20 protein-coding genes are annotated in these 19,114 nt (G+C 70.5%); 9 read left to right on the top strand and 11 right to left on the bottom strand.

The features are described from left to right. Positions 1-2 precede the first annotated feature (2 nt). The 3 genes from AH6_RS24855 (at position 3) to AH6_RS24845 (ending at position 4,146) form a co-directional block, all read left to right on the top strand. Positions 3-851: a carbohydrate ABC transporter permease gene (locus AH6_RS24855; RefSeq protein WP_245679460.1), complete on the top strand. Its 849-nt coding sequence runs from the start codon at positions 3-5 to the stop codon at positions 849-851. Then, a complete protein-coding gene (locus tag AH6_RS24850) occupies positions 848-1,693 on the top strand; it encodes a carbohydrate ABC transporter permease (protein WP_067484012.1) in 846 nt (281 codons plus the stop codon). Before AH6_RS24855 ends, AH6_RS24850 begins: the two co-directional genes overlap by 4 nt. A 305-nt stretch (positions 1,694-1,998) precedes the next feature. Then, on the top strand, positions 1,999-4,146 hold the full coding sequence (locus AH6_RS24845) for a substrate-binding domain-containing protein (RefSeq protein ID WP_067484022.1): 2,148 nt from the start codon (positions 1,999-2,001) through the stop codon (positions 4,144-4,146). On the opposite strand, the gene AH6_RS24840 is transcribed toward AH6_RS24845, so the two are convergent. From AH6_RS24840 to AH6_RS24820, 5 genes are all read right to left on the bottom strand, one after another. Next, positions 4,136-4,954, bottom strand: a complete 819-nt coding sequence (locus AH6_RS24840) for an MOSC domain-containing protein (protein WP_067484010.1) — start codon at positions 4,952-4,954, stop codon at positions 4,136-4,138. The genes AH6_RS24845 and AH6_RS24840 overlap by 11 nt on opposite strands. 136 nt (positions 4,955-5,090) lie before the next feature. Beyond that, on the bottom strand, positions 5,091-5,969 hold the full coding sequence (locus tag AH6_RS24835; protein ID WP_083983416.1) for an LLM class flavin-dependent oxidoreductase: 879 nt from the start codon (positions 5,967-5,969) through the stop codon (positions 5,091-5,093). After that, positions 5,969-6,913, bottom strand: coding sequence for a zinc-binding dehydrogenase (locus tag AH6_RS24830; RefSeq protein ID WP_067484008.1), 945 nt, complete (start codon positions 6,911-6,913; stop codon positions 5,969-5,971). The genes AH6_RS24835 and AH6_RS24830 overlap by 1 nt, the downstream gene beginning before the upstream one ends. Before the next feature lie 212 nt (positions 6,914-7,125). Further along, positions 7,126-7,857 carry a DUF6879 family protein gene (locus tag AH6_RS45405; RefSeq protein WP_218005921.1) on the bottom strand — a complete coding sequence of 244 codons (732 nt, stop codon included), beginning with the start codon at positions 7,855-7,857 and terminating at the stop codon, positions 7,126-7,128. Between the two features lie 40 nt (positions 7,858-7,897). Further along, the gene (locus AH6_RS24820) at positions 7,898-8,788 is read right to left on the bottom strand and encodes a Scr1 family TA system antitoxin-like transcriptional regulator (RefSeq protein ID WP_067484006.1); all 891 of its coding nucleotides are present in this window, start codon (positions 8,786-8,788) and stop codon (positions 7,898-7,900) included. Positions 8,789-9,296: 508 nt separating this feature from the next. Between AH6_RS24820 and AH6_RS44025 the strand changes: the two genes are divergently transcribed. Then, the gene (locus tag AH6_RS44025; protein ID WP_157431688.1) at positions 9,297-9,434 is read left to right on the top strand and encodes a hypothetical protein; all 138 of its coding nucleotides are present in this window, start codon (positions 9,297-9,299) and stop codon (positions 9,432-9,434) included. Positions 9,435-9,462: 28 nt separating this feature from the next. Further along, entirely contained in the window at positions 9,463-10,308 is an 846-nt protein-coding gene (locus AH6_RS24815) for an aKG-HExxH-type peptide beta-hydroxylase (protein WP_067484004.1), read from the top strand. Here AH6_RS24815 and AH6_RS24810 read toward each other — a convergent pair. From AH6_RS24810 to AH6_RS24800, 3 genes are all read right to left on the bottom strand, one after another. Next, positions 10,305-10,970, bottom strand: coding sequence for a pentapeptide repeat-containing protein (locus tag AH6_RS24810; RefSeq protein WP_067484002.1), 666 nt, complete (start codon positions 10,968-10,970; stop codon positions 10,305-10,307). The two genes, AH6_RS24815 and AH6_RS24810, sit on opposite strands and share 4 nt — an antisense overlap. 154 nt (positions 10,971-11,124) lie before the next feature. Continuing rightward, positions 11,125-11,331, bottom strand: a complete 207-nt coding sequence (locus AH6_RS24805; RefSeq protein ID WP_067483994.1) for a DUF397 domain-containing protein — start codon at positions 11,329-11,331, stop codon at positions 11,125-11,127. Beyond that, the gene (locus AH6_RS24800; protein ID WP_067483992.1) at positions 11,328-12,131 is read right to left on the bottom strand and encodes a helix-turn-helix domain-containing protein; all 804 of its coding nucleotides are present in this window, start codon (positions 12,129-12,131) and stop codon (positions 11,328-11,330) included. Before AH6_RS24800 ends, AH6_RS24805 begins: the two co-directional genes overlap by 4 nt. Positions 12,132-12,270: 139 nt before the next feature. On the opposite strand from AH6_RS24800, the gene AH6_RS24795 reads away from it, so the two are divergent. The 3 genes from AH6_RS24795 (at position 12,271) to AH6_RS24785 (ending at position 13,525) form a co-directional block, all read left to right on the top strand. Beyond that, positions 12,271-12,600 (top strand): hypothetical protein, encoded by a 330-nt coding sequence (locus AH6_RS24795; protein ID WP_245679459.1) that lies wholly within the window; start codon positions 12,271-12,273, stop codon positions 12,598-12,600. Then, on the top strand, positions 12,600-13,016 hold the full coding sequence (locus AH6_RS24790; protein WP_067483988.1) for a hypothetical protein: 417 nt from the start codon (positions 12,600-12,602) through the stop codon (positions 13,014-13,016). Before AH6_RS24795 ends, AH6_RS24790 begins: the two co-directional genes overlap by 1 nt. 68 nt (positions 13,017-13,084) lie before the next feature. Then, the gene (locus AH6_RS24785; protein WP_067483986.1) at positions 13,085-13,525 is read left to right on the top strand and encodes a hypothetical protein; all 441 of its coding nucleotides are present in this window, start codon (positions 13,085-13,087) and stop codon (positions 13,523-13,525) included. Between the two features lie 269 nt (positions 13,526-13,794). Here the strand turns inward: AH6_RS24785 and AH6_RS24780 are convergent, their stop codons facing one another. Then, positions 13,795-15,702 (bottom strand): ABC transporter ATP-binding protein, encoded by a 1,908-nt coding sequence (locus AH6_RS24780; RefSeq protein ID WP_067483985.1) that lies wholly within the window; start codon positions 15,700-15,702, stop codon positions 13,795-13,797. 147 nt (positions 15,703-15,849) lie between these two features. On the opposite strand from AH6_RS24780, the gene AH6_RS24775 reads away from it, so the two are divergent. Further along, positions 15,850-17,010 (top strand): aminotransferase class V-fold PLP-dependent enzyme, encoded by a 1,161-nt coding sequence (locus AH6_RS24775; protein ID WP_067483983.1) that lies wholly within the window; start codon positions 15,850-15,852, stop codon positions 17,008-17,010. A 55-nt stretch (positions 17,011-17,065) separates the two neighbouring features. Here the strand turns inward: AH6_RS24775 and AH6_RS24770 are convergent, their stop codons facing one another. Together AH6_RS24770 and AH6_RS24765 are read right to left on the bottom strand one after the other, a co-directional pair. Beyond that, on the bottom strand, positions 17,066-17,485 hold the full coding sequence (locus tag AH6_RS24770) for a CBS domain-containing protein (RefSeq protein ID WP_067483981.1): 420 nt from the start codon (positions 17,483-17,485) through the stop codon (positions 17,066-17,068). 57 nt (positions 17,486-17,542) lie between these two features. Continuing rightward, complete coding sequence (locus tag AH6_RS24765; protein WP_157431687.1) at positions 17,543-19,066, bottom strand: FAD-dependent oxidoreductase; 1,524 nt, start codon at positions 19,064-19,066, stop codon at positions 17,543-17,545. Positions 19,067-19,114: the final 48 nt, after the last annotated feature.

The following is a 19,114-nucleotide window of genomic DNA, read 5'->3' as shown; positions in this document are numbered from 1 at the left end:
CGCTGGTGTGGCTCGGCCCGTCGATCGTGCTGATCGCGGTGGTGGTGTTGTGGCCGGTGGCGGAGATGGTCCGCACCTCGGTGCAGAAGATCAGCTCGTCCGGCGTGACGCTCGGCTGGCGCGGCCTCGGCAACTACTCCGACCTGTTCGAGCAGGACGACCTGATCCCGGTCGTGTTGCGCACGCTGCTGTGGGTGGGCGGCGTCGTGGTCGTCACGATGGTGTTGTCGCTGGCGCTCGGCCAGCTGCTGAACGCCCGCTTCCCCGGCCGCCGCGTGGTGCGCTGGATGGTGATCGTCCCGTGGGCGGCGTCGGTGCTGATGACGGCGCTGATCTGGAAGTGGATGCTGGACAACTACTCCGGCGTCGTCAACCGGATCCTGCTGGACCTCGGGGTGCTGGACAAGCCGGTCAACTGGCTGGCCGGTGACTCGGCGATGCTCTGGATGATGTGGGTCGCGGTGTTCGTGTCGCTGCCGTTCACCTCGTTCGTGATCCTGGCCGGGCTCCAGGCGATCCCCGGTGACGTCTACGAGGCGGCGCGGGTGGACGGCGCGGGCACGCTGCGCACCTACTTCACCATCACGCTGCCGCTGCTGCGGCCCGCCGTGCTGATCGCCGCCATCATCAACGTCATCAACGTGTTCAACTCGTTCCCCATCATCTGGGCGATGACCGGCGGTGGCCCGGGGCACGCCACCGACACCACCACCACGTTCATGTACAAGCTGGCCTTCTACGACCAGAGCATCGGCGAGTCCGGCGCGATGGCGGTCGTCAACTTCGTGCTGATCCTGGTGATGGTGCTGCTGTACCTGCGCGCCACGCGCTGGCGGGAGGAGATCGGATGACCGCCTCGCCCGTGGGGCGCCGCAGCCCCGTGCGGACGGTGCTGCTGACCGGCGTCGGCTGGCTGGTCGCGCTGGTGTTCCTGTTCCCCTACCTCCAGATGTTGCTGACGGCGCTGAAGCCGGCGCCGGAGCTGACCAAGTCGCCCGGCGACTACCTGCCCGACCACTGGCAGTGGTCGAACTTCGTGGACGTGTGGTCGGCCGCGCCGGTGTGGGAGTACCTGCGGGTGTCGCTGGTGGTGGCGGGCGCGGCGACGCTGGTCACGCTGGCGTGCGCGCTGCCCGCCGCGTACTACAGCGCGCGCAACCGGTTCCGGGGGCGCGGGGCGTTCCTGCTGCTGGTGCTGGTGACGCAGATGTTCGCGCCGACCGCGCTGGTGATCGGCATCTACCGGGAGATGGTGGCGCTCGACCTCACCGACACGCTGCTGGCGCTGATCCTGGTGAACGCGGCGTTCAACCTGCCGTTCTGCGTGTGGATCCTGCACGGGTACTTCTCGTCGATCCCGCGCGAGCTGGAGGAGGCGGCGTTCCTGGACGGGGCGGGCCGGCTCGGCGCGCTGACCCGGGTGACGCTGCCGATCTCGGCGCCGGGCGTGGTGACGGCGGTGGTGTACACCTTCATCTCGGCGTGGAACGAGTACATCGTGGCGCTGACGGTGACGGCCTCGCCGGACCGGCGGCCGCTGACGGTGGCGATCCCGTCGTTCATCACGCAGTACCAGGAGAACTGGCAGTTCCTGTTCGCGACGTCGCTGATCGCGATCGTGCCCGTGGTGATCATGTTCGTGTTCATCGAGCGGTATCTGGTGGGCGGGCTGACGGCGGGGTCGGTCAAGTAGGGGGTTGTTCGGGGCCCTGGTTTGGGGGGCCGGTCCGCGGGGTGGCGGGCCGGTCCCCTTTTTCTTTCGCCGATTTTCGGCGGGGTGCACGGGGTGGGACGGGTGTTGTCCAGTGGGGTCGCTGAGTAAATCGGCGGGGTGGCCCGGTGGTTTTCCGGTGGCGGCTGACAATTTCGCGCCGCTGGCGGTGGCGGGGCGCTGTTCGGGGGTTCCGGGCTGGTCAGAGGGCCACTGGAAGTGAGCTGATCGGCCGATATAACCTGCGTCCCCGTCGTCGGTGAACGAACTTCTGAGGCGTGGTGGCCGTGAGCGGAGAGCAGCCCAACGACCGTCCTTGGGAACCGCCGGAAGAGGGCGGGCACGATCCGTCCACGCCCATCTTCGGGCCCGCGATCGACGGGTCGTCGAACTGGTTCGGCGCGCCGGACGCCCCGAACCTGGCGTCGTTGCGGGAGACGGGGTGGTCCGGGGAGCACGCGGAGGGGTTCGGGGGTTTTCCGGGGGCTTCGGATGCGAGCGGGGCTTATCCGACGGTTCCGGGGCGCTCGCAGGGTGAGGACGGGTCGGGTGCGCGTCGTGCCCCGGGATCGCCGGGCGAGCCGGGGCCGTACGGGGACGCGGGGTCGTCCGGTGAGTCCGGGGGTTACGGCGGCTCGGGTTCGTATGGCGGGTCCGGGGCTTATGGCGGCTCGGGGTCGTCCGGCGAGTCCGGGGCTTATGGCGGATCAGGGTCGTACGGCGGCTCGGGTTCCTACGGCGGCAGGCGGCGCAAGGCCAAGCGGCAGCGCAGCGCGATGGCGCTGCTCGGGCCCCTGGCCGGAGCAGCCGCGCTCGCGCTGCTCCTCGGCGGCGGCGTCTACGCGTTCGCGGCGGCCGGTGAGAGTTGTTCGGGCGACGGCCTCGTGCTCGACGTGGCCGCCGCGCCCGACATCGCGCCCGCCGTCGAGAAGGCCGCCGGACGCTTCACCGGGCACCAGGTGGACGGCCGGTGCGTGCACGCGAAGGTCCGCGCCGTCGCGCCCGCCGCCGTCGCGTCGCTGCTGTCCGGGGAGAGCCTGCCGTCGGGCGGGAACCGGCGGCCGGACGTGTGGATCCCCGACTCCTCCTGGTGGGCCGCGCGGGCGACGCCCGATCCCGAGGCGGGCCGCAAGGTCGCGCCGTTCGAGGTCACCGGCACGTCGCTGGCGCAGAGTCCGGTGGTGCTGGCGCTCCCCCGGTCGGCGAAGGTGCGGCTGCCCGACACCTCCTGGGGCGGCCTGCTGAAGGTGGCGGCGACCGACCCCAAGGACCGGCCCGCCCGGCTGGTGGTGCCCGATCCCGCGCGCGACTCGGCCGGGGTGGGCGTGCTGCTGGCCGCCGACGCGACGCTGGCCGGGGAACGGGACCGGGACTCGTTGTTCACCGGCGTGGCGCGGGCCGCGCGGGAGAGTTCGGTGGCGACGGCCGACGCGCCGTTCGAGCGGTTCAGCGCGAGCGGGCGTCCGCCCGTCGTGGTGACGACCGAGCGGGCCGTGTGGCGGTTCAACAGGTCCAAGCCCGCCGAGCCCGCCGCGGTGGTGTACCCGAGCGGCGGCACGTTGTCGCTGGACTATCCGTTCACCGTCCCGGCGACCGACACGGACCTGCGGGCGGCGGCGCGCGCTTTTGAGCAGTCGCTCAAATCGGAGGCGACACAGGAGGACGTGCGCGGTCTCGGGCTGCGCTCGCCGGACGGCCGGGCCCCGGCGGCGTTCCGGGACGCGGGGCTGACGGAGGATCGGCCGCAGGCCATGACCGCGCCCAAGGACGCCGACGTGCGGCGCGTGGCGCAGGCGTGGTTCCGGCTGTCGCTGGGCATCCGGATGTTGTCCCTGCTGGACGTGTCGGGCACGATGGGCGACCCGATCGCGCCGGGCACCACCCGGTTGCAGGCGACGGCGCGGACCGCGCAGGCCGGGATGAGCCTGATGGCCGACGACACCGAACTCGGCCAGTGGATCTTCTCGACGGAGCTGGACGGCCGCCGCGACTGGCGCGAGATGGTGCCGGTCGGGCCGCTCGGCGAGCGCATCGGGTCGGCGACGCGGCGGCAGCTCATCCTGTCGGCGCTGGGCTCGACGCGGCCCAAGAAGCACGGGAACACCGGGCTGTTCGAGACGCTGACGGCCGCCTACGAGCACATGACCCGCACCTACAAGCCCGAGTTCGGCAACACGGTGCTGCTGCTGACCGACGGCAAGGGCAACGACGACCCGGGCGGCCCGTCGCTGGCCGCGACGCTGGCGAAGCTCAAGCGCATCGGCGACCCGAGCCGGCCGGTGCAGGTCGTCATGATCGGCATCGGGGAGAAGGTGGACACCCGCGAGCTGAAGGAGATCGCCAAGGTGACGCCGGGCAGCGTCTACGTCGCCGAGACGCCGCAGCAGATCTCGCAGATCTTCCTGCGGGCGTTGTCGCGGCGGATCAGCAAGTGAGCCCGTTCGGGTCGGCCCAGGCGCGGACGTCCACCGCGTCCCCCACCGACAACTTTCCTGTACGCAGCACGGAGAACTTGACGCCGAACGCGACGCCGCCGCCGGACGCGCGGCGGTAGGTGGCCAGGGTGCGCAGCGGTTCGCGGCCCGCCTTGGTGCCCTGCTCCTGATCGACGAGGGTGACGGCGCAGCGCAGCGCGAGCTTGGCGTAGGCGAGTTCGGTGTCGCCGATCGCGAGGTGGCGGGCGAGGTCTTCTCGGTGGGGCTCGTCCCAGCCGTCGATGACGATGTTGGGGCGGAACCGGGCCATGGGCAGCGGCTCGTCCAGGCGCCGGTTGAGTTCGGCGAGGGTGGCGCGGGACAGGATGTGCAGCGCGCCGCCGTCGGCGTACGCGGCGGTGCCGGGCGTGAGGCCGTCGGTGACGCGGTGGTGTTCGGACGGCACGCGCACCAGTCGGCTGGGCGTGCGGAGGACGTCCGTCAACCAGGCGGCGGCGGGGTCGCCCTGGTCGATGCCCTGGTAGGGGGTGCCGAAGAGGATCACGTCGCGGCGGGGGCCGGTCGTGTCCGTCTCGACGCGCAGGTCCTCCATGCCGGGCGCGGCGAGGGTGAGCGCGCTGGCGGACGCGGTGGGGCGGACGGTCGCGAGCAGCGGGTCGCGGCGCTGGCTGCGGAACGTCCCGTCCGGGCCGACGACCATGTAGGCGCGGTCGTGGGCGAGCCCGGCGGGGGTGAGGAGCGCGCTCTCCAGGGACGTCCCGGCGCAACCCTTCACGGGGTAGGTGATCAGGTCGCTGATGACGGCCATGGGTCCTCCGGTGCGGTCTCCTGGAGGACGACGCTAGGGGCCGCCGGGGAGCGGTGGCCAGGGAAGCGGGCGGTATCTGACAGCGATTGGTCACGTTCGCCGCCCGGCGCGGGATGTGCGCCGGGCGGCGGGTCGTTCAGGAGCCGAGCAGGCGGCCGGTCTCGGCCAGCAACTCGCTCTGGCGGAGGCGGTCGGGGGTGAACGGCATCGCGATGACGCGGTGCACACCGGCGTCGGCGAGCGCGGCGAACCGCTCGGCGGCAGCGGCGGGCGGGCCGGTGATGAGCGCGGCGCGGGCGGCGTCCTCGGGCATGCCGTATTCGGCCAGCGACCGGACCTGGGCGTCGATCACCGAGGCGGGCTGCTCGCCGAGGCCGACGCTGACGCCCACGGTGACGCGCGGCGCGGGACGCCCGAGTTCGGCGGCGAGCTCGGCCACGCGGCGGGCCCCTTCGGCGACCTGGTCGGCGGTGCTGAACGCCGGGTACCACTCGTCGGCGAACCGGGCGGTGCGGCGGAGCGGGCCGCCGCCGACCAGCACCGGCGGCATCGGCGCGCCCGGCGACAGCGTGACGACCTCGCCGCCGACCTCGGTGGGCTTGCCTTCGACCAGGCCCGGCAGGACCTCCAGGGCGGCGTCGGTGCGGGGCCCGCGCTCGGCGTAGGGGACTCCGGCGGCGCGCCAGGCGGCGTCGCCGTGCGGGCTGCCGCCGGAGCCGACGCCGAGCAGCACCCGGCCTCCGGACAGGTGCTGGAGGCTCGCGATCTGCTTGGCGGCCCAGACGGGCCCGCGCAGCGCCGGGATCATCACGCCGAAGCCGACCTTGACGCGCTCGGTGACGGCGGCGGCGGTGGCCAGCACCAGCGTGCTGTCCAGGAACGGCTTGATCGGGATCAGGTGGTCGCCGACCCAGACCGATTCCAGGCCGAGGTCGTCGGCGTGCCGGGCGTGCTCGCGCACCCCGGCGGTCTCGTCCACGCCGAACGAGGGCAGGTGCATTCCGATCTTGAGCATCAGCGCACCTCCAGCAGGGTCTTGCCGACGCTGGCGCGCGACTCGATGGCGGCGTGCGCGTCGGCGGCGCGCTCTAGGGGGAAACGCTGGCCGATGAGCGGGCGGAGCCGTCCCGCCGCGGCGGCGTCGAGGGCGTCACGGACGTACTCGCGCATCAGCTCGGGGGTGGCGTTCGCCTGGACGAGGGTGACGCCGCGCTCGGCGGCGTCCTCCTCGGGCACCCCGGCCCACTCGCCGCTGGCCAGCCCGTAACTGAGCATGCGCCCGCCCTTGCGGAGGAGGCCGAAGGCGGCGCGGGCGATGTCGCCGCCGACTCCGTCGAGGACGACGTCCACGGGCTCGACGCCGTCGGTCCAGTTGGGCTGGGTGTAGTCGACGATCTCGTCAGCGCCGAGGTCGCGAGCGACCTTCAGCTTGCGGTCCCCTCCGGCCGCCGCGACGACCGTGGCACCGGCGGCCTTGGCGAGCTGGACGAGCAGCGAGCCCACTCCCCCGGCGGCGGCCTCGACCAGGACCCGTTCGCCGGGCCGGGGCGCGGTGGCCTTGAGCATCATGATGGCGGTGCGGCCGTCGGCCAGCAGGGCGACGGCGTCGGCCAAGTCCAGGCCGTCGGGGACGGGGAAGGGGGCGGCGGCGTCGATCACAACGCGCTCGGCGTAACCGCCGGAACCGCGCAACGAAGTGACGACCCGGCGACCGACCAACCCGGAATCGACCCCTGCGCCGACCGCCGCGACAACTCCGCCGACGCCGTTGCCGGGGATGACCGGCGGCTCGGCGGAGTAGGGCGACGGGCCGCCCGAGCGGAACTGGGTCTCCACGAAAGTGATGTTGGCGTAGGCCACATCGATCAGCACCTGCCCCGGCTCGGGAGCCGGATCGGGCGCGTCCCCGGGCACGAGCACCTCGGGACCGCCGAACTCCTTCAACCACACCGCACGCATGGGTTCACTCCTTGTTCGATCAACGTCGTACCAGTATGCAACCTCAACCATCATTGAGGTCAACCCGTGATCGTCAGCGAGTACGTGGCCGGGCCGTCGCCCGTGGAGGCAGTGGCGTGCGGCGGGCCGCCCCCGGAGCCGTGGGGAGCGGTCCGGGCCGGTCGGGATCTGCGGCCTCCGCACGAACACCTTCGGCCGGCAGAACGGGTATGTCAGGAGGCGCCGAACTCCGCGTGCGGGATCGCCCGTTCCCAAGCCATCTCATACGAGGCGACGATCTGACGGACCACACGCGGGTCGCTGCTGAACTCATAGGTTCCACGGGCCCCATCGCCCTTTTGGATGCCGAACCGGACGCGCCGCTGGTCGAACATCCACAGATCCGCGCCGGGTAGAACCAGATCAAAGGCGCGGGACCGGGGAAGCCAGCGCAGTTCCTCTCCGGCATCGACGTTGCCGTAGCTGATCGCGTGCTCCCAGCGGATGTAGTCCGACAGAGGCTCGGCGACGATCCGCAACCGCCGGAACTTCACACCGCGTTCGACGTGTGGGGCGAGCAACTTCTTCCAGCGCGACCAGCCGTAGTCGGCGTTCCCGGTCCGCTTCCACTCCAAGAACTCCGGCTGTTCGTCGTACCAGTCGCGCATCTCAAGGTGCACCGCCGAACGCTGGGTGTGCTCCAGCAGAAACTCAAACGACGGAGTACCCGGCCCTCGGCGGCCCGCGTCGTACCCGTCCAGCGCTTCCCGGATCACCCCCGCCATGCGGGCGGGCAGCCATACATCGATCTCATCGGTACTGGTGGAGACGTCCATCCCGAACCGCGAAGCGAGCGCCGGGTCGGTGAGTCGGCCTCGGAAGTGGAAGTCGCCGGTGATCGGGTCGCGCCACACGGCTGGGCAGTCCTCCTCGGGGGAACCGTTGTCGGAGCCGATGAAGTCCATAGGGTTGCCTCCTTGCCGCCGAGGATGCCGTGACCGACCCTCACCCGCCACCGCCCAAGTCGTCAAGGGCTCTATCAACCAACGCGGCCGCCTCGTCACCGACGACCGTCAGACCGTTCAGCCGCTCCCACGCCTGTACGTACATCGCGACCTCGTCGGGCGTGGAGATGCGCAGGTATCCCGACACCATCTCGACCGACACCAGAGCATCATCGGTGATGATGAACGACTCCCGTGGGCGCACCCCGTGCCGGCCCACAGTTCGCGGAATCACTCCGAACACCACCGAGGCCAAGCGGCCGGTAGCCACTTGCCGCAGGTAACGGAGCTGATCGATATGGACCTGTCGTGGGTAGGGCCGATACCACAAGGTGTCTTCCTCCACGACGAACAAGAAGGTCCTCGGCCGCATGCCACGCCGTAGCACCATCTGGCGGTTCATGCGCTCGGCGACTGCCGCGTTCAGGTCCGCGTCATCGGGCCGCAGGTTCTCTTCTTCTCTGACCGTCATCAACGCGGCCCGTGTGTAATCGGCAGTCTGGAGCAGCCCCGGCACTCCTCTGGTCTGGTATCCCCGCAGCAGCCGAAGTCGCTGGTACCTCTCCCGCACCGATTCCTGCGCGACTCGCAGCCCAGCCCGATGCAGTCGCCGATAGGTGGTCCACATACCCTCGGCGGCCCGAAGCTCGGCGAGCAACTCCTCGGCCCGCTCCTGCGGCACCGCACACACGCGACACCAGATGCGCAGGTCGGCAGCGGAAATCGCCCTTGCGGCATTCTCGATCCGGCTGACTTTGATCTTCCCGCCCGACCATCCAGCCTGTTCCGCGAGTTGCGCCCCGGTCAGTCCGGCATCCTGACGGATCTCCCGAAGTTGATCAGAGAGACGCCTGCGGGCGGCTTGCGCTGACGATGACGGCGACGTGGGCATGTCATCAGGTTGCACCGGTCCGGAACGATCACGGTAGGCGGGTTGCCGTCAGTTGCCGAAACTGGGGGATGGCAACTGACGGCAACTTCATGGACCCTCAAGTCTCGCCGGGGTCAGTGTCGGTGACACAAAGTCCAACGCCGCTCTCACCGCCCGTGGAGATCACCGTGGCAGCTATCGACGCCCCCCGCGTCACCGGTACCCCGACCTTGGGCCTCTGGACACCGGAGGCAACGCCGTTCCGGCCCCGGCGGGGTGGGGCTGGCCGCGCGTGCTGAAACCGGAGAGCCCGCGTTCCGGCGACGACCCTTCCAGGCGCTGGAAGCCGACGACATCCCGCAGACCGCCCAAACGATCGCCGCTCCCGTCGGCCCCGTCCGGCACCCCGGCCAAGTCGACCAAGGGTGAAAGGAGGTGGTCGCCACAGGCTTCAACCGGTCACATCCGCGCCGAGACCTGAAGGCTCGGCGACCCGTCCGGCGGTGCCGGACGAGAAAGGCAGAACGACATGCAGCTTGACGACACGATCACTGCGGCGCTGGCCTCGGTCGTCTCCGACAGCGACGCCGACAAGGCGCAGACCGCCGAGAACCTGGCGGCGTTCCGCACCGATGACAACACCTCGATGATGGGCGGCTGGACCTGATCCGCTGAAGAGAAGGGGAGGGCCTCTGATGCGTTTCGTCAATGTCCCACACGTCTACGCGGCGACCGGACGCCTGGTGCAGGCGCTGGGGGGTCCTCCCCCGACGCCGGCCACGATCCGCTCCGGCTACCGCAACGCGATCACCACTGTACGGCCGTTCCCGGCCCCGCCTGCGGGCGAAGTCTCGGTGAGCTTCGAGGACGGGCAGTGGGCCAGGCTGCTCACCGAGCGGCACATCTTCGACAACATCTTCGTCGGCGTCGAGTCCACCGAGGAGTCCGAGCGCAATCGGCGGTCGGAGTACGTCTACTCCTCGCTGGACTACCTGCACGACAACCACCCCGAGCTGGCGCGGATCGTGGATCTGCTGGTGACCGATGTGGTGGTGCTCAACGCTCAGAGCATCGGCGGCGGCTCGGCGTCCCACTTGCCGGGGCTGGTGTGCATGAGCCCCGGCCCGGACTGGACGCTGGACGACTACGCTGAGACGGCCGTGCACGAGGCGACCCATCTGGCGCTGTTCGTGATGGACATGGTCTACCGGCTGTACCGGCGGCCCGCGTCCGCGCTGGACACGCCCGAGTGCTACGTGGTGTCGGCGGTCAAGGCCGGGGTGCCCCGCCCGTTGGACAAGGCCCTGCACTCCGCGGTGGTCGCGGTCCCGCTGATGTACATGCAGCACGCGCGCGGTGAGACGGCTCTGGTGGACGCGTTCGCCAAGTCGCTGCTGGAGTGCGCGACCGGCCTGGCCGCCAAGGAGGAGTTCTTCACCCCCTACGGGGTGATGGTCGTACGTGAGCTGTTGGATTTCGCCCGGTCGTTGGACTTCGGCTCGGTGAAGCACGCGTTCACCGAGCTGAATTCTGCGGCCTAATCCTCGATCCTGATCCCCAGCGCCGACGCCAAGGCATCCAACAGCGCCATGGCGTCGGCGCTGGCGACGATCGCGCCCTCGAAGCTGGTGACGCCCCGCACTCCGTTGAGGTCGCAGCCGGAGAACCGCACGGTGTTCATCGTGACGAAGCTGAACTGGGTGGCGACCAGCTTGCACCGCTCGAACCGGACATTGTGCAGCTCGGCGTTCTGAAAGTCGGCCTCGGACAGGTTGCAGTCCCGGAACACCACGTCGCGCAGATGGGCGAACCGGAAGCTGGCCAGGTCGGCGCGGCATCCGTCGAACACCACGTCGCGGAGACCGCCCTCCGACAGGTGGAGGCCGGTCATCCGGCAGTTGGTGACGGTCGCGCCGAACATCCGGGAGTTGAACAGACGGGCATTGGCCATGTCGCACCCGGTGAACGCGACGTCGGCGAACCCAGCCCGGTGCAGGGTGACCCCTGCCCAACGCGTCTGCTCGAACCGGCACCGCTCGAACTCGGGGTCTTCCACGTCGGCCCCGGCGAGCGTCACCGGGCCGTAGGCAACCGAGAGATACTTCCCGTCGTGAATCAGCTCGGCATCGGCGTCCGTAGCCGGTGCGAGAGCCTTGGGAATCTTGGGTGCCCTCGGCTCCCGGAGCGGGTGACCAGTGCGCATGGTGCGACCCTACAAGTTCCCCGTCTACCCGAGCGCCGTCCTCCAGTCCTACAACAGCGTCGGCGGAAGCTGGACGTGCCTGTCACACTGACCGGCCGGGCCGAACGTGCAACGACCCCGGCGGGATGTCCCGCCGGGGTCGCGTGAGGATCGACTACAGGTCCAGGCCGCCCGCCTTCACGCGCGACACCAGCTCAGCGAACACTGAACGGTTCACAGCCAGGTGCCCGGCGTGCGGGTTCTTGCTGTCGCGGATACCGACCAGCGCGGAAGCCTGCGCGACCTCTACGCACTGGCCGGAGCTGCCGCCGCTACGACTGCTCTTGCGCCAGTGGGTGAAGGTGGGTTCAGTCGTGTTCACAATTCCTCCAACGCTTTGCGGATGGCGGCGATCGAGTCTTCGGCGGTCAGCGCCTTGGACCTGATCAACTCAAACAGTATGCCAAGCTTGGCGACGTATTCAGCGTCGTCTACCAACTGGCCCCAGCCGCCCGCCATCTCGGCGTAGCTGACATCTGCTTCACCTGGTGAGGACAGTAGGGCGAAGGCCCCTTCGGGGGACAGTTCAGCCGTCTCAGGGACGATGTGAATGTGGATGTGGGGAAGCGCCGCCAGCTCCAACAGCCTTTCGAGCTGCGCCCGCATCACATCACGTCCACCGAACGGGCGACGGAGCACGGAAGCGTCAAGCAGGACAATGACCGCAGGTGGGTCCTCCCGTTCCAGCAACTCCTGTCGCTCGATGCGGGTGTTGATGAGCTTCTCCAGCTTGCTCGGCTGCTCGCCAGCGGCAAGAACCGCCCGCGCGTATTCAGGGGTCTGCAGGAGGCCATGGATCACGAAGTTCTCATACAGCCGAATCATGCCCGCTTCGGCTTCCGCGTCGGTGTACTCGGGGAACCCGGCGGGCAGGCCAGTCTCTTCCAGAATGCGGGGATAGAGCGGGGCAAAGAACTGATCGAGGCCAAATACCCGGTCCAGGGCCTTGAGATTCTTCAGCGTAGGGCGGCGCTGCATGGTCTCGATGCCGCTGATCAGGCTGCCGGAGACGTGGATTTTGGTCCCGAGTGCGGGCTGGGACCAGCCACGTTCTTCCCGGAGCCGTTTGAGGTGATACGCGAGGTATGCACGGGCCGATTCTGACGGGTCGATCTCCGGCATGGGGGGCCTCCTGCCGCCTGCACACGTCGTTGTGTAGGCGTCCGGTTACTTGTGGAGATATTCCTATGGCGACTGTAACCACGGACGCAGAAAGTTGGAGGCCAGACAGCCAATTCCCCGGACAACGGAGATCGGAACCATGGCCTTCGGTACCCCGCAACGGCATTCGCCCGCCGCTATGCCCGATGTCTCCCAGGGCAATGCCCCCTTCCACGCCGAGCAGGCGTTGCTCGACAAGATGGCGGCGAAGCTGGAGGCGCTGGGGGAACAGTGCACGATCCGTCAGACGCGTAGCGGATCGCCGTTCCTGCGGGCCGCCTCGCAGGCGGGAGCGCGGTTCTCGGAGGAGATCACCACCGTGCGCGACGGCGACCGGGTGCGCGCGCTGTGGAGCTGGGGCGAGGAGCTGCCCACCGACTTCAACGAGGCCGTGGCCGCCATCCGGCGCGTCATCAACCCGGAGGCGTGATGCCAGGGCAGCGGGCGGCCCGGCACACCGCCCGGCACGCGGTCCGGTTCGAGGGGCGGCGTCCCGCGTCCTCGCCGCCCGATGTCGAGCCCGCCAGCAAGGTCGCCACGGCGACGGTGGTGCCGCAACGTGAGCGGGTCAGTTACCTGACCCATCTGGCGCAGCGGTTCGGGCCGGTGGTCGGCTACACGACCGGTTTCGGCGTCATCGACCAAGAGCCGGTGCTGAACGTGATCCCGGTGGACCGGCACGGCAGGGCGCTGCGCGCGGTCACCGTCAGGTGCGCCTACCGGCGCGAGTGCGGGGCGTGGTGGTTCGTCTACCACCGCACCGGCCGGCCGATCGCCCCAGCCAACGAGCTGAACGCGGCGGCGAACAAGGTCCGCACCGACATGGAGAGGGAGGTCGGCACGTGAGCGAGACACCGGCGGACGGCGCTCCAACGCATCAGGCGTCCGGACCTGGCGGCGCGGGAGATGGTCCGATGGGCTTCCGTGCCCGGCCTGCGTCCATGGGCGTCCTGGTCTCCAGCCTGGTCCAGGACCGGCTGTGTGAGATCGGCGTCAAGTACGCGCGCATCGGGTTGATGGCGGTCCACGTCGAGGAGCACACCTCCCAGCGCTTGGAGGCGATGGGGCGGTGTCCCGCCGACCGTGCGCTGAGCGTGGCGCTGACCGAGGTGGCCAGGGCATGGGAGGCCGCCATGCGGCTGCACGGGATGTTCCAGGACACGATCGACTCGGTGTTGCGCCTGGTGCGGATGGACGTCGAGGAGATCGCCGACGAGCACCTGTCAGCCGTCCAAGAGCATGCGATCAGGGCGCGGATCGCCGCCCGTCAGGCCGCCGACCTGGACGCCACGCACACCGACCTCGAAGAAATGCTGCACCGGGCGCGGACGTCGGGGATCGACCCCACCCCATGAGACTCGTCCCTGGTGCGACAACGCCGGGGACGCGGGGTCTGGAGCCGGGGAGGGGGTGGCTCCAGACCCCATGCAGACAACCGGGCGGGGACTTCTTCCCCCGTTGGCCCCGCCCGGTTCGCTGGACCTGACGGCCCGCGCCATGCGTCACTACGGGTGGACCGTCGATGGCCGCATGTGAGGGCGGACGCAGCCCACCAAGCGATCACCCTGTCCCGGAACGGCGCGAGGGCCGCTCCCTTCGGGGCGGCCCTCACCAGAGGAGTGGGTCAGGCCATCGCGACCTCTTCCTCCGCCTGCGGCAGGGTGGGCGGGGACTGGTCGGCGAACTGGGTTCGGTACAGCTCCGTGTAGCGGCCGTTCTGCGCCAACAGTTCCTCGTGCGTGCCCCGTTCCACGATGCGGCCCGCCTCCACCACCAGGATCTGGTCGGCGGCGCGGATCGTGGAGAGGCGGTGGGCGATCACCACGGCCGTGCGGCCGTCCAGGGCCTCCGTCAGCGCCTCCTGCACCGCCGCCTCGGAGGTCGAGTCCAGGTGCGCGGTCGCCTCGTCCAGGATCACCACGCGCGGGTGGGCCAGCAGCAGGCGGGCGATCGTCAGGCGTTGGCGCTCGCCGCCGGACAGGCGGTAGCCGCGCTCGCCGACGATGGTGTCCAGACCGTCGGGCAGGCTCCGGATCAGCGCCGACAGGCGCGCTCGGTCCAGGACGTCCCACAGGTCGGCTTCGTCCGCCTCCGGGCGGGCCAGCAGCAGGTTCTCGCGGATCGACTCGTGGAACAGGTGGCCGTCCTGCGTCACCATGCCGAGGGTGTCGCGGATCTCCTGGAACGACAGGTCGCGCACGTCGACGCCGCCCAGGCGCACGCTTCCGGCGTCGGTGTCGTACAGGCGCGGCAGCAGTTGGGCGATCGTCGACTTGCCCGCGCCCGAGCTGCCCACCAGCGCGATCATCTGGCCGGGCTCGGCGCGGAACGACATCTCGTGCAGCACGTTCACGCCGCCCCGGGTGTCGAGGGTGGCGACCTCTTCCAGGGAGGCGAGGGACACCTTGTCGGCGCTGGGGTAGGCGAAGGTCACCCCGTCGAACTCGACCGAGACCGGGCCGTCGGGCACCTTCCTGGTCTCCGGCTTCTCGGCCACCAGCGGCTTCAGGTCGAGCACCTCGAAGACGCGCTCGAAGCTCACCAGCGCGCTCATCACCTCGACGCGGGAGCTGGCCAGGGCCGTCAGCGGCGCGTACAGGCGGGTCAGCAGCAGGGCCAGGGCGACCACCGCGCCAGCGTCCAGGCTGCCCTTGAGCGAGAAGAAGCCGCCCAGGCCGTAGACCAGCGCCAGGGCCAGCGCCGACACCATGGTCAGCGCCGTGATGAACACGTGCTGCACCATCGCGGTACGGACGCCGATGTCGCGGACGCGCCCGGCGCGGGCCGCGAACTCGGCGGACTCGCGGTCGGGGCGGCCGAACAGCTTGACCAGCGTCGCGCCGGGGGCCGAGAAGCGCTCGGTCATCTGGGTGCTCATCGCCGCGTCGTGCGCCGCCGCCTCGCGCTCCAGGCGGGCCAGGCGGCTGCCCATGCGCCGCGCGGGCAGCACGAACACCGGCAGCAGCACCAGCGCCAGCAACGTGATCTGCCAGGAGATCTTGACCATCACCGCGAACGTCAGCAGCAGCGTCACCAGGTTGCTGACCACGCCGGACAACGTGTCGCTGAACGCGCGCTGCGCGCCGATCACGTCGTTGTTCAGGCGGCTCACCAGCGCGCCGGTGCGGGTGCGGGTGAAGAACGCCACCGGCATGCGCTGCACGTGGTCGAACACCGCCGTCCGCAGGTCGAGGATCAGGCCCTCGCCGATCCGCGCCGACAGCAGCCGGTTGAGCAGGCCGAGCCCGCCCTCGGCCAGCGCCAGCACGGCGATGACCAGCGCCAGCCGCACGACGGTGTCGGTCGCGCCGCCGCCGACGATCGTGTTGACCACGCGCCCGGCGAGCACGGGCGTGGCGACCGCGAGGACCGCCATCACCACGCTGATGCCCAGGAACGCCGTCAGGGCCCGTCTATGTGGCTGCGCGAACCTCCAGATGCGGCGGAACGTCGCGCGCGAGAACGGCTTGCGGTCGTTCTGCGCGTTCATCATGTGGTGCAGCGACATCCATGCGGTCACTTCCATGCTCATCGCCCTGCCGCCCTTCCCTCGGGGATCTCGCTGCCCATCCTGCGACCTCAAGTTATGTTGAGGTCAACTCCGGCTCCATGGGCAGTGTCTCCCGTGGGTCTGACAGTTCCGTTTGAATGGAGATCCGATCTTCGACGAGAGGACGCCGTGGGCATCGACATCGAGCGGGTGCGGGACCTGACGCCGGGATGCGCCGAGACGGCGCACCTCAACAACGCCGGGGCTTCCCTGCCGCCCCAGCCGGTCATGGACGCCGTGCTCGGCCACCTGGAACTGGAGGAGATGACCGGCGGCTACGAGGCCCAGGAGCAGGCGCGCGAGGCCGCCGAGAACTTCTACACCGCCGTCGCCCGGCTGGTCGGGGCGCGTCCCGAAGAGATCGCCTACGTCGAGAACGCCACCCGCGCCTGGGACATGGCCTTCTACTCCGTCCCCCTCGCCAAGGGCGACCGTATTCTCACCACGACCAGCGAGTACTCCAGCAACGCCCTCGCCTACCAGCAGGTCGCCCAACGCACGGGCGCGCGCGTGCAGGTCGTCCCCGACGACGAGCACGGGCAGATCGACGTGGCCGCGCTGGCCGACGAGCTGGCCTCAGGCGATGTCCGGCTGGTCTCGATCAACCACGTGCCCACGCAGAACGGCCTGGTCAACCCCGCCGAGGAGGTGGGACGGCTGTGCCGGAAGGCGGGGGCGCTGTTCCTGCTGGACGCCTGCCAGTCGGTCGGGCAGCTCGACGTGGACGTGACCCGTATCGGCTGCGACCTGCTGTCGGCGACCGGCCGCAAGTTCCTGCGCGGCCCGCGCGGCACCGGCTTCCTGTACGCGCGGCGGGAGGTCGTGGAGTCGCTGGAGCCGCCGTTCGTCGATCTCCAGGCCGCGACCTGGCACGCCCCCGACCGCTACGAGCTGCGTCCGGACGCGCGCCGCTTCGAGACGTGGGAACGCTTCGTCGCCGGGCAGATCGGCCTCGGCGTCGCCGCCGACTACGCCCACGACCTGGGCCTGCCCGCCATCGAGGAGCGGATCACCGGCCTCGCGACGACGCTGCGGACGGCCCTCGCCGAACGTCCGGGCGTCACCGTCCTGGACCGGGGCGAGCGCCGCTCGGGCATCGTGACCTTCACCGTCGAAGGCCGGGACGCCACCGAACTCAAGCTCGCCCTCCGCGAACGCCAGATCAACGTCAGCGTCACCCAGCCCCGCGACCACGGCTACGACACGACCGCCCCCACCGCCGCCGTCCGCGCGTCGGTGCACTACTACAACACCGAAGAGGAGCTGGGCCGCCTGCTGGACGCCCTGTGAACGCCGAAGGCCCGGGACCTCCGCAGCGAAGGTCCCGGGCCCACCACCACCCTCCTCAGAGGTTCGGCTTGGCGGCGCTGATGTCGGCGATCGCGGACTCCTCGTCCTTCTCGATGGCCAGGTCGCCCAGCGAGATGATCCCCACCGGGCGGCCGTCGTCGATCACCGGCAGCCGCCGGACGGCGTGCTCGCGCATGAGCTTGACGGCCGACTCCAGCGAGTCGTCCGGGCCCACGCTGGCGGTCGCCTCGCTGGCGCAACCCCCGACCTGCTTGGCGGCCGGGTCGCCGCCGTCGGCCAGGCCGCGCACCACCAGGTCGCGGTCGGTGACCAGGCCGCGGAGGGTTCCGCCCTCGATCACCAGCACGGCACCGACGTCCTCGTCGCGCATCTTCCGCGCCACCGTGACGATGTCGTCCTGCGGTGAAACGGTCGCGAGCGAGCCGGTCATGATGTCCCTGACCTTGCTTGCCATCGCGCGCTCCTTTCCGTCGGGTTCGGAGTGGTTCGCCCCTACCCGGCGGAGTGGGGGTCATTCCTCGATCTCGACCGGTTCGAGCGGTTCGGTCGCGGGGCCGTCGAGCACCATGCCGTCCAGGTCGAACCGCGAGCCGTGGCAGGGACTCTCCCAGGCGCGGTCCACCTCGTTGAACACCACCAGGCAGCCCGAGTAGGAGCAGATCGCCGACAGGGCGTGCAGGGCGCCGTCCTCGTCGCGGTAGACGGCGCGGGGGCGGCCGTCGATCCGCAGGACGTCGCCGGAGCCGGGCGCGATGTCGGCGACGGCGCGGTCGGCGGTCCGCTGGCGGGTCTCGGCATGGCCGGTCTCCATGACGGGCGCGTCCGCGCGGCGCGGGTCGTACAGGTCGGCCCAGGCGGGGCGGTGGCCGGTCAGCAGCGCCGCCAGCAGCTTGCCCGCCATCACGCCGTGGCTCATGCCCGAGCGCGCGAAGCCCGTGGCGGCGTACACGTGGCCCGAACCGTCGTGCCAGGGGCCGATGAACGGGAGCTGGTCGCCGGTCTTGGTGTCCTGCGCCGACCAGCCGTGCTCGAACGTGGTGACGCCGAAGTGCTCGTATGCCCAGCGGGCCAGGTTCGCGTACCGTTCGGTGGCCTTTCCCTCACCTGGGGAGAAGGACTCGCCGGTGATGAGCAGCAGGCGGCGGCCGTCGCCGTAGGGCGCGGTCCGCACCGAGCGCGTGTTGGACTCGCGGGTGATGTACATGCCGTCCAGGTCCCGGCCCTCTGGGATGACGGTCGTGATGACGAGTTCGCGCAGCGTCGCCAGCCGTGAGGCGGGCCGTTCCCCGCCGAACACCGGGTGCAGCGTCGCCAGCACGACGTCTCGCGCGCGCACGCGATGGCCGCCGTCGGTGGTCACAGTGCAGTGGTCGCCCTCGTCCAGGCGGACGGCGCGCGTCTCCTCGTAGACGCGGCCCCCGGCGGCGACGATCGCGTCGGCCAGCCCGATCAGGTAGCGGCGCGGGTGGAACTGCACCTGGCCGTCCAGCCGCAACGCGCCCGCCACCTCGAACGGCAGGCCGGTCCCGGTGACGAACTCGGCGGGCAGCCCCGCCTCGCGCACCGCCTCTCCCTCGTCGCGCAGCTCGGCGACCTCGTCGGGGTCCTGCACGAACACGTGCGACGGGCGGCGCTCCACCTCGCAGTCGATGCCGAGGCGCTCGGCCGTCCGGATCACGTGCTCGACGGCGTCCTGCTGCGACCGCGCGTACAGCCGGGCCGCGTCCGCGCCCTGCGCCTTGTGCAGGGGCCGGTACAGGTAGGGGTGCAGCGACGACAGCCGCCCGGTGGTGTGCCCGGTCGCCCCCGACACGATCCGGCGCGCCTCCAGGACCGCCACGGTCCGGCCCGCGCGGGTCAGCTCCCACGCCGCGCTCAGCCCCGCGATACCGCCGCCGACGACGGCGACGTCCACCACCACGTCCTCGTCCAGGCGGGGGTGCGAGGTCGGGGGCGTGGACTCGATCCAGTACGAGCCCCGCCCGTGCGGCCCCAGCCCTTCCGGCAGTCCCCTGTCTTCCGCTGGTCTCAGCATGCCCCTGCTGTGCCCAGGGCACCTCTGATCATCCCTGGGCACAGCAGC

The sequence above is a fragment of the Actinomadura hibisca NBRC 15177 genome (genome assembly GCF_001552635.1).
Classification (GTDB): Bacteria; Actinomycetota; Actinomycetes; order Streptosporangiales; family Streptosporangiaceae; genus Spirillospora; species Spirillospora hibisca.
The sequence above is the reverse complement of the archived record's forward strand: the minus strand, read 5'-3'. Positions and strand labels throughout refer to the sequence as shown.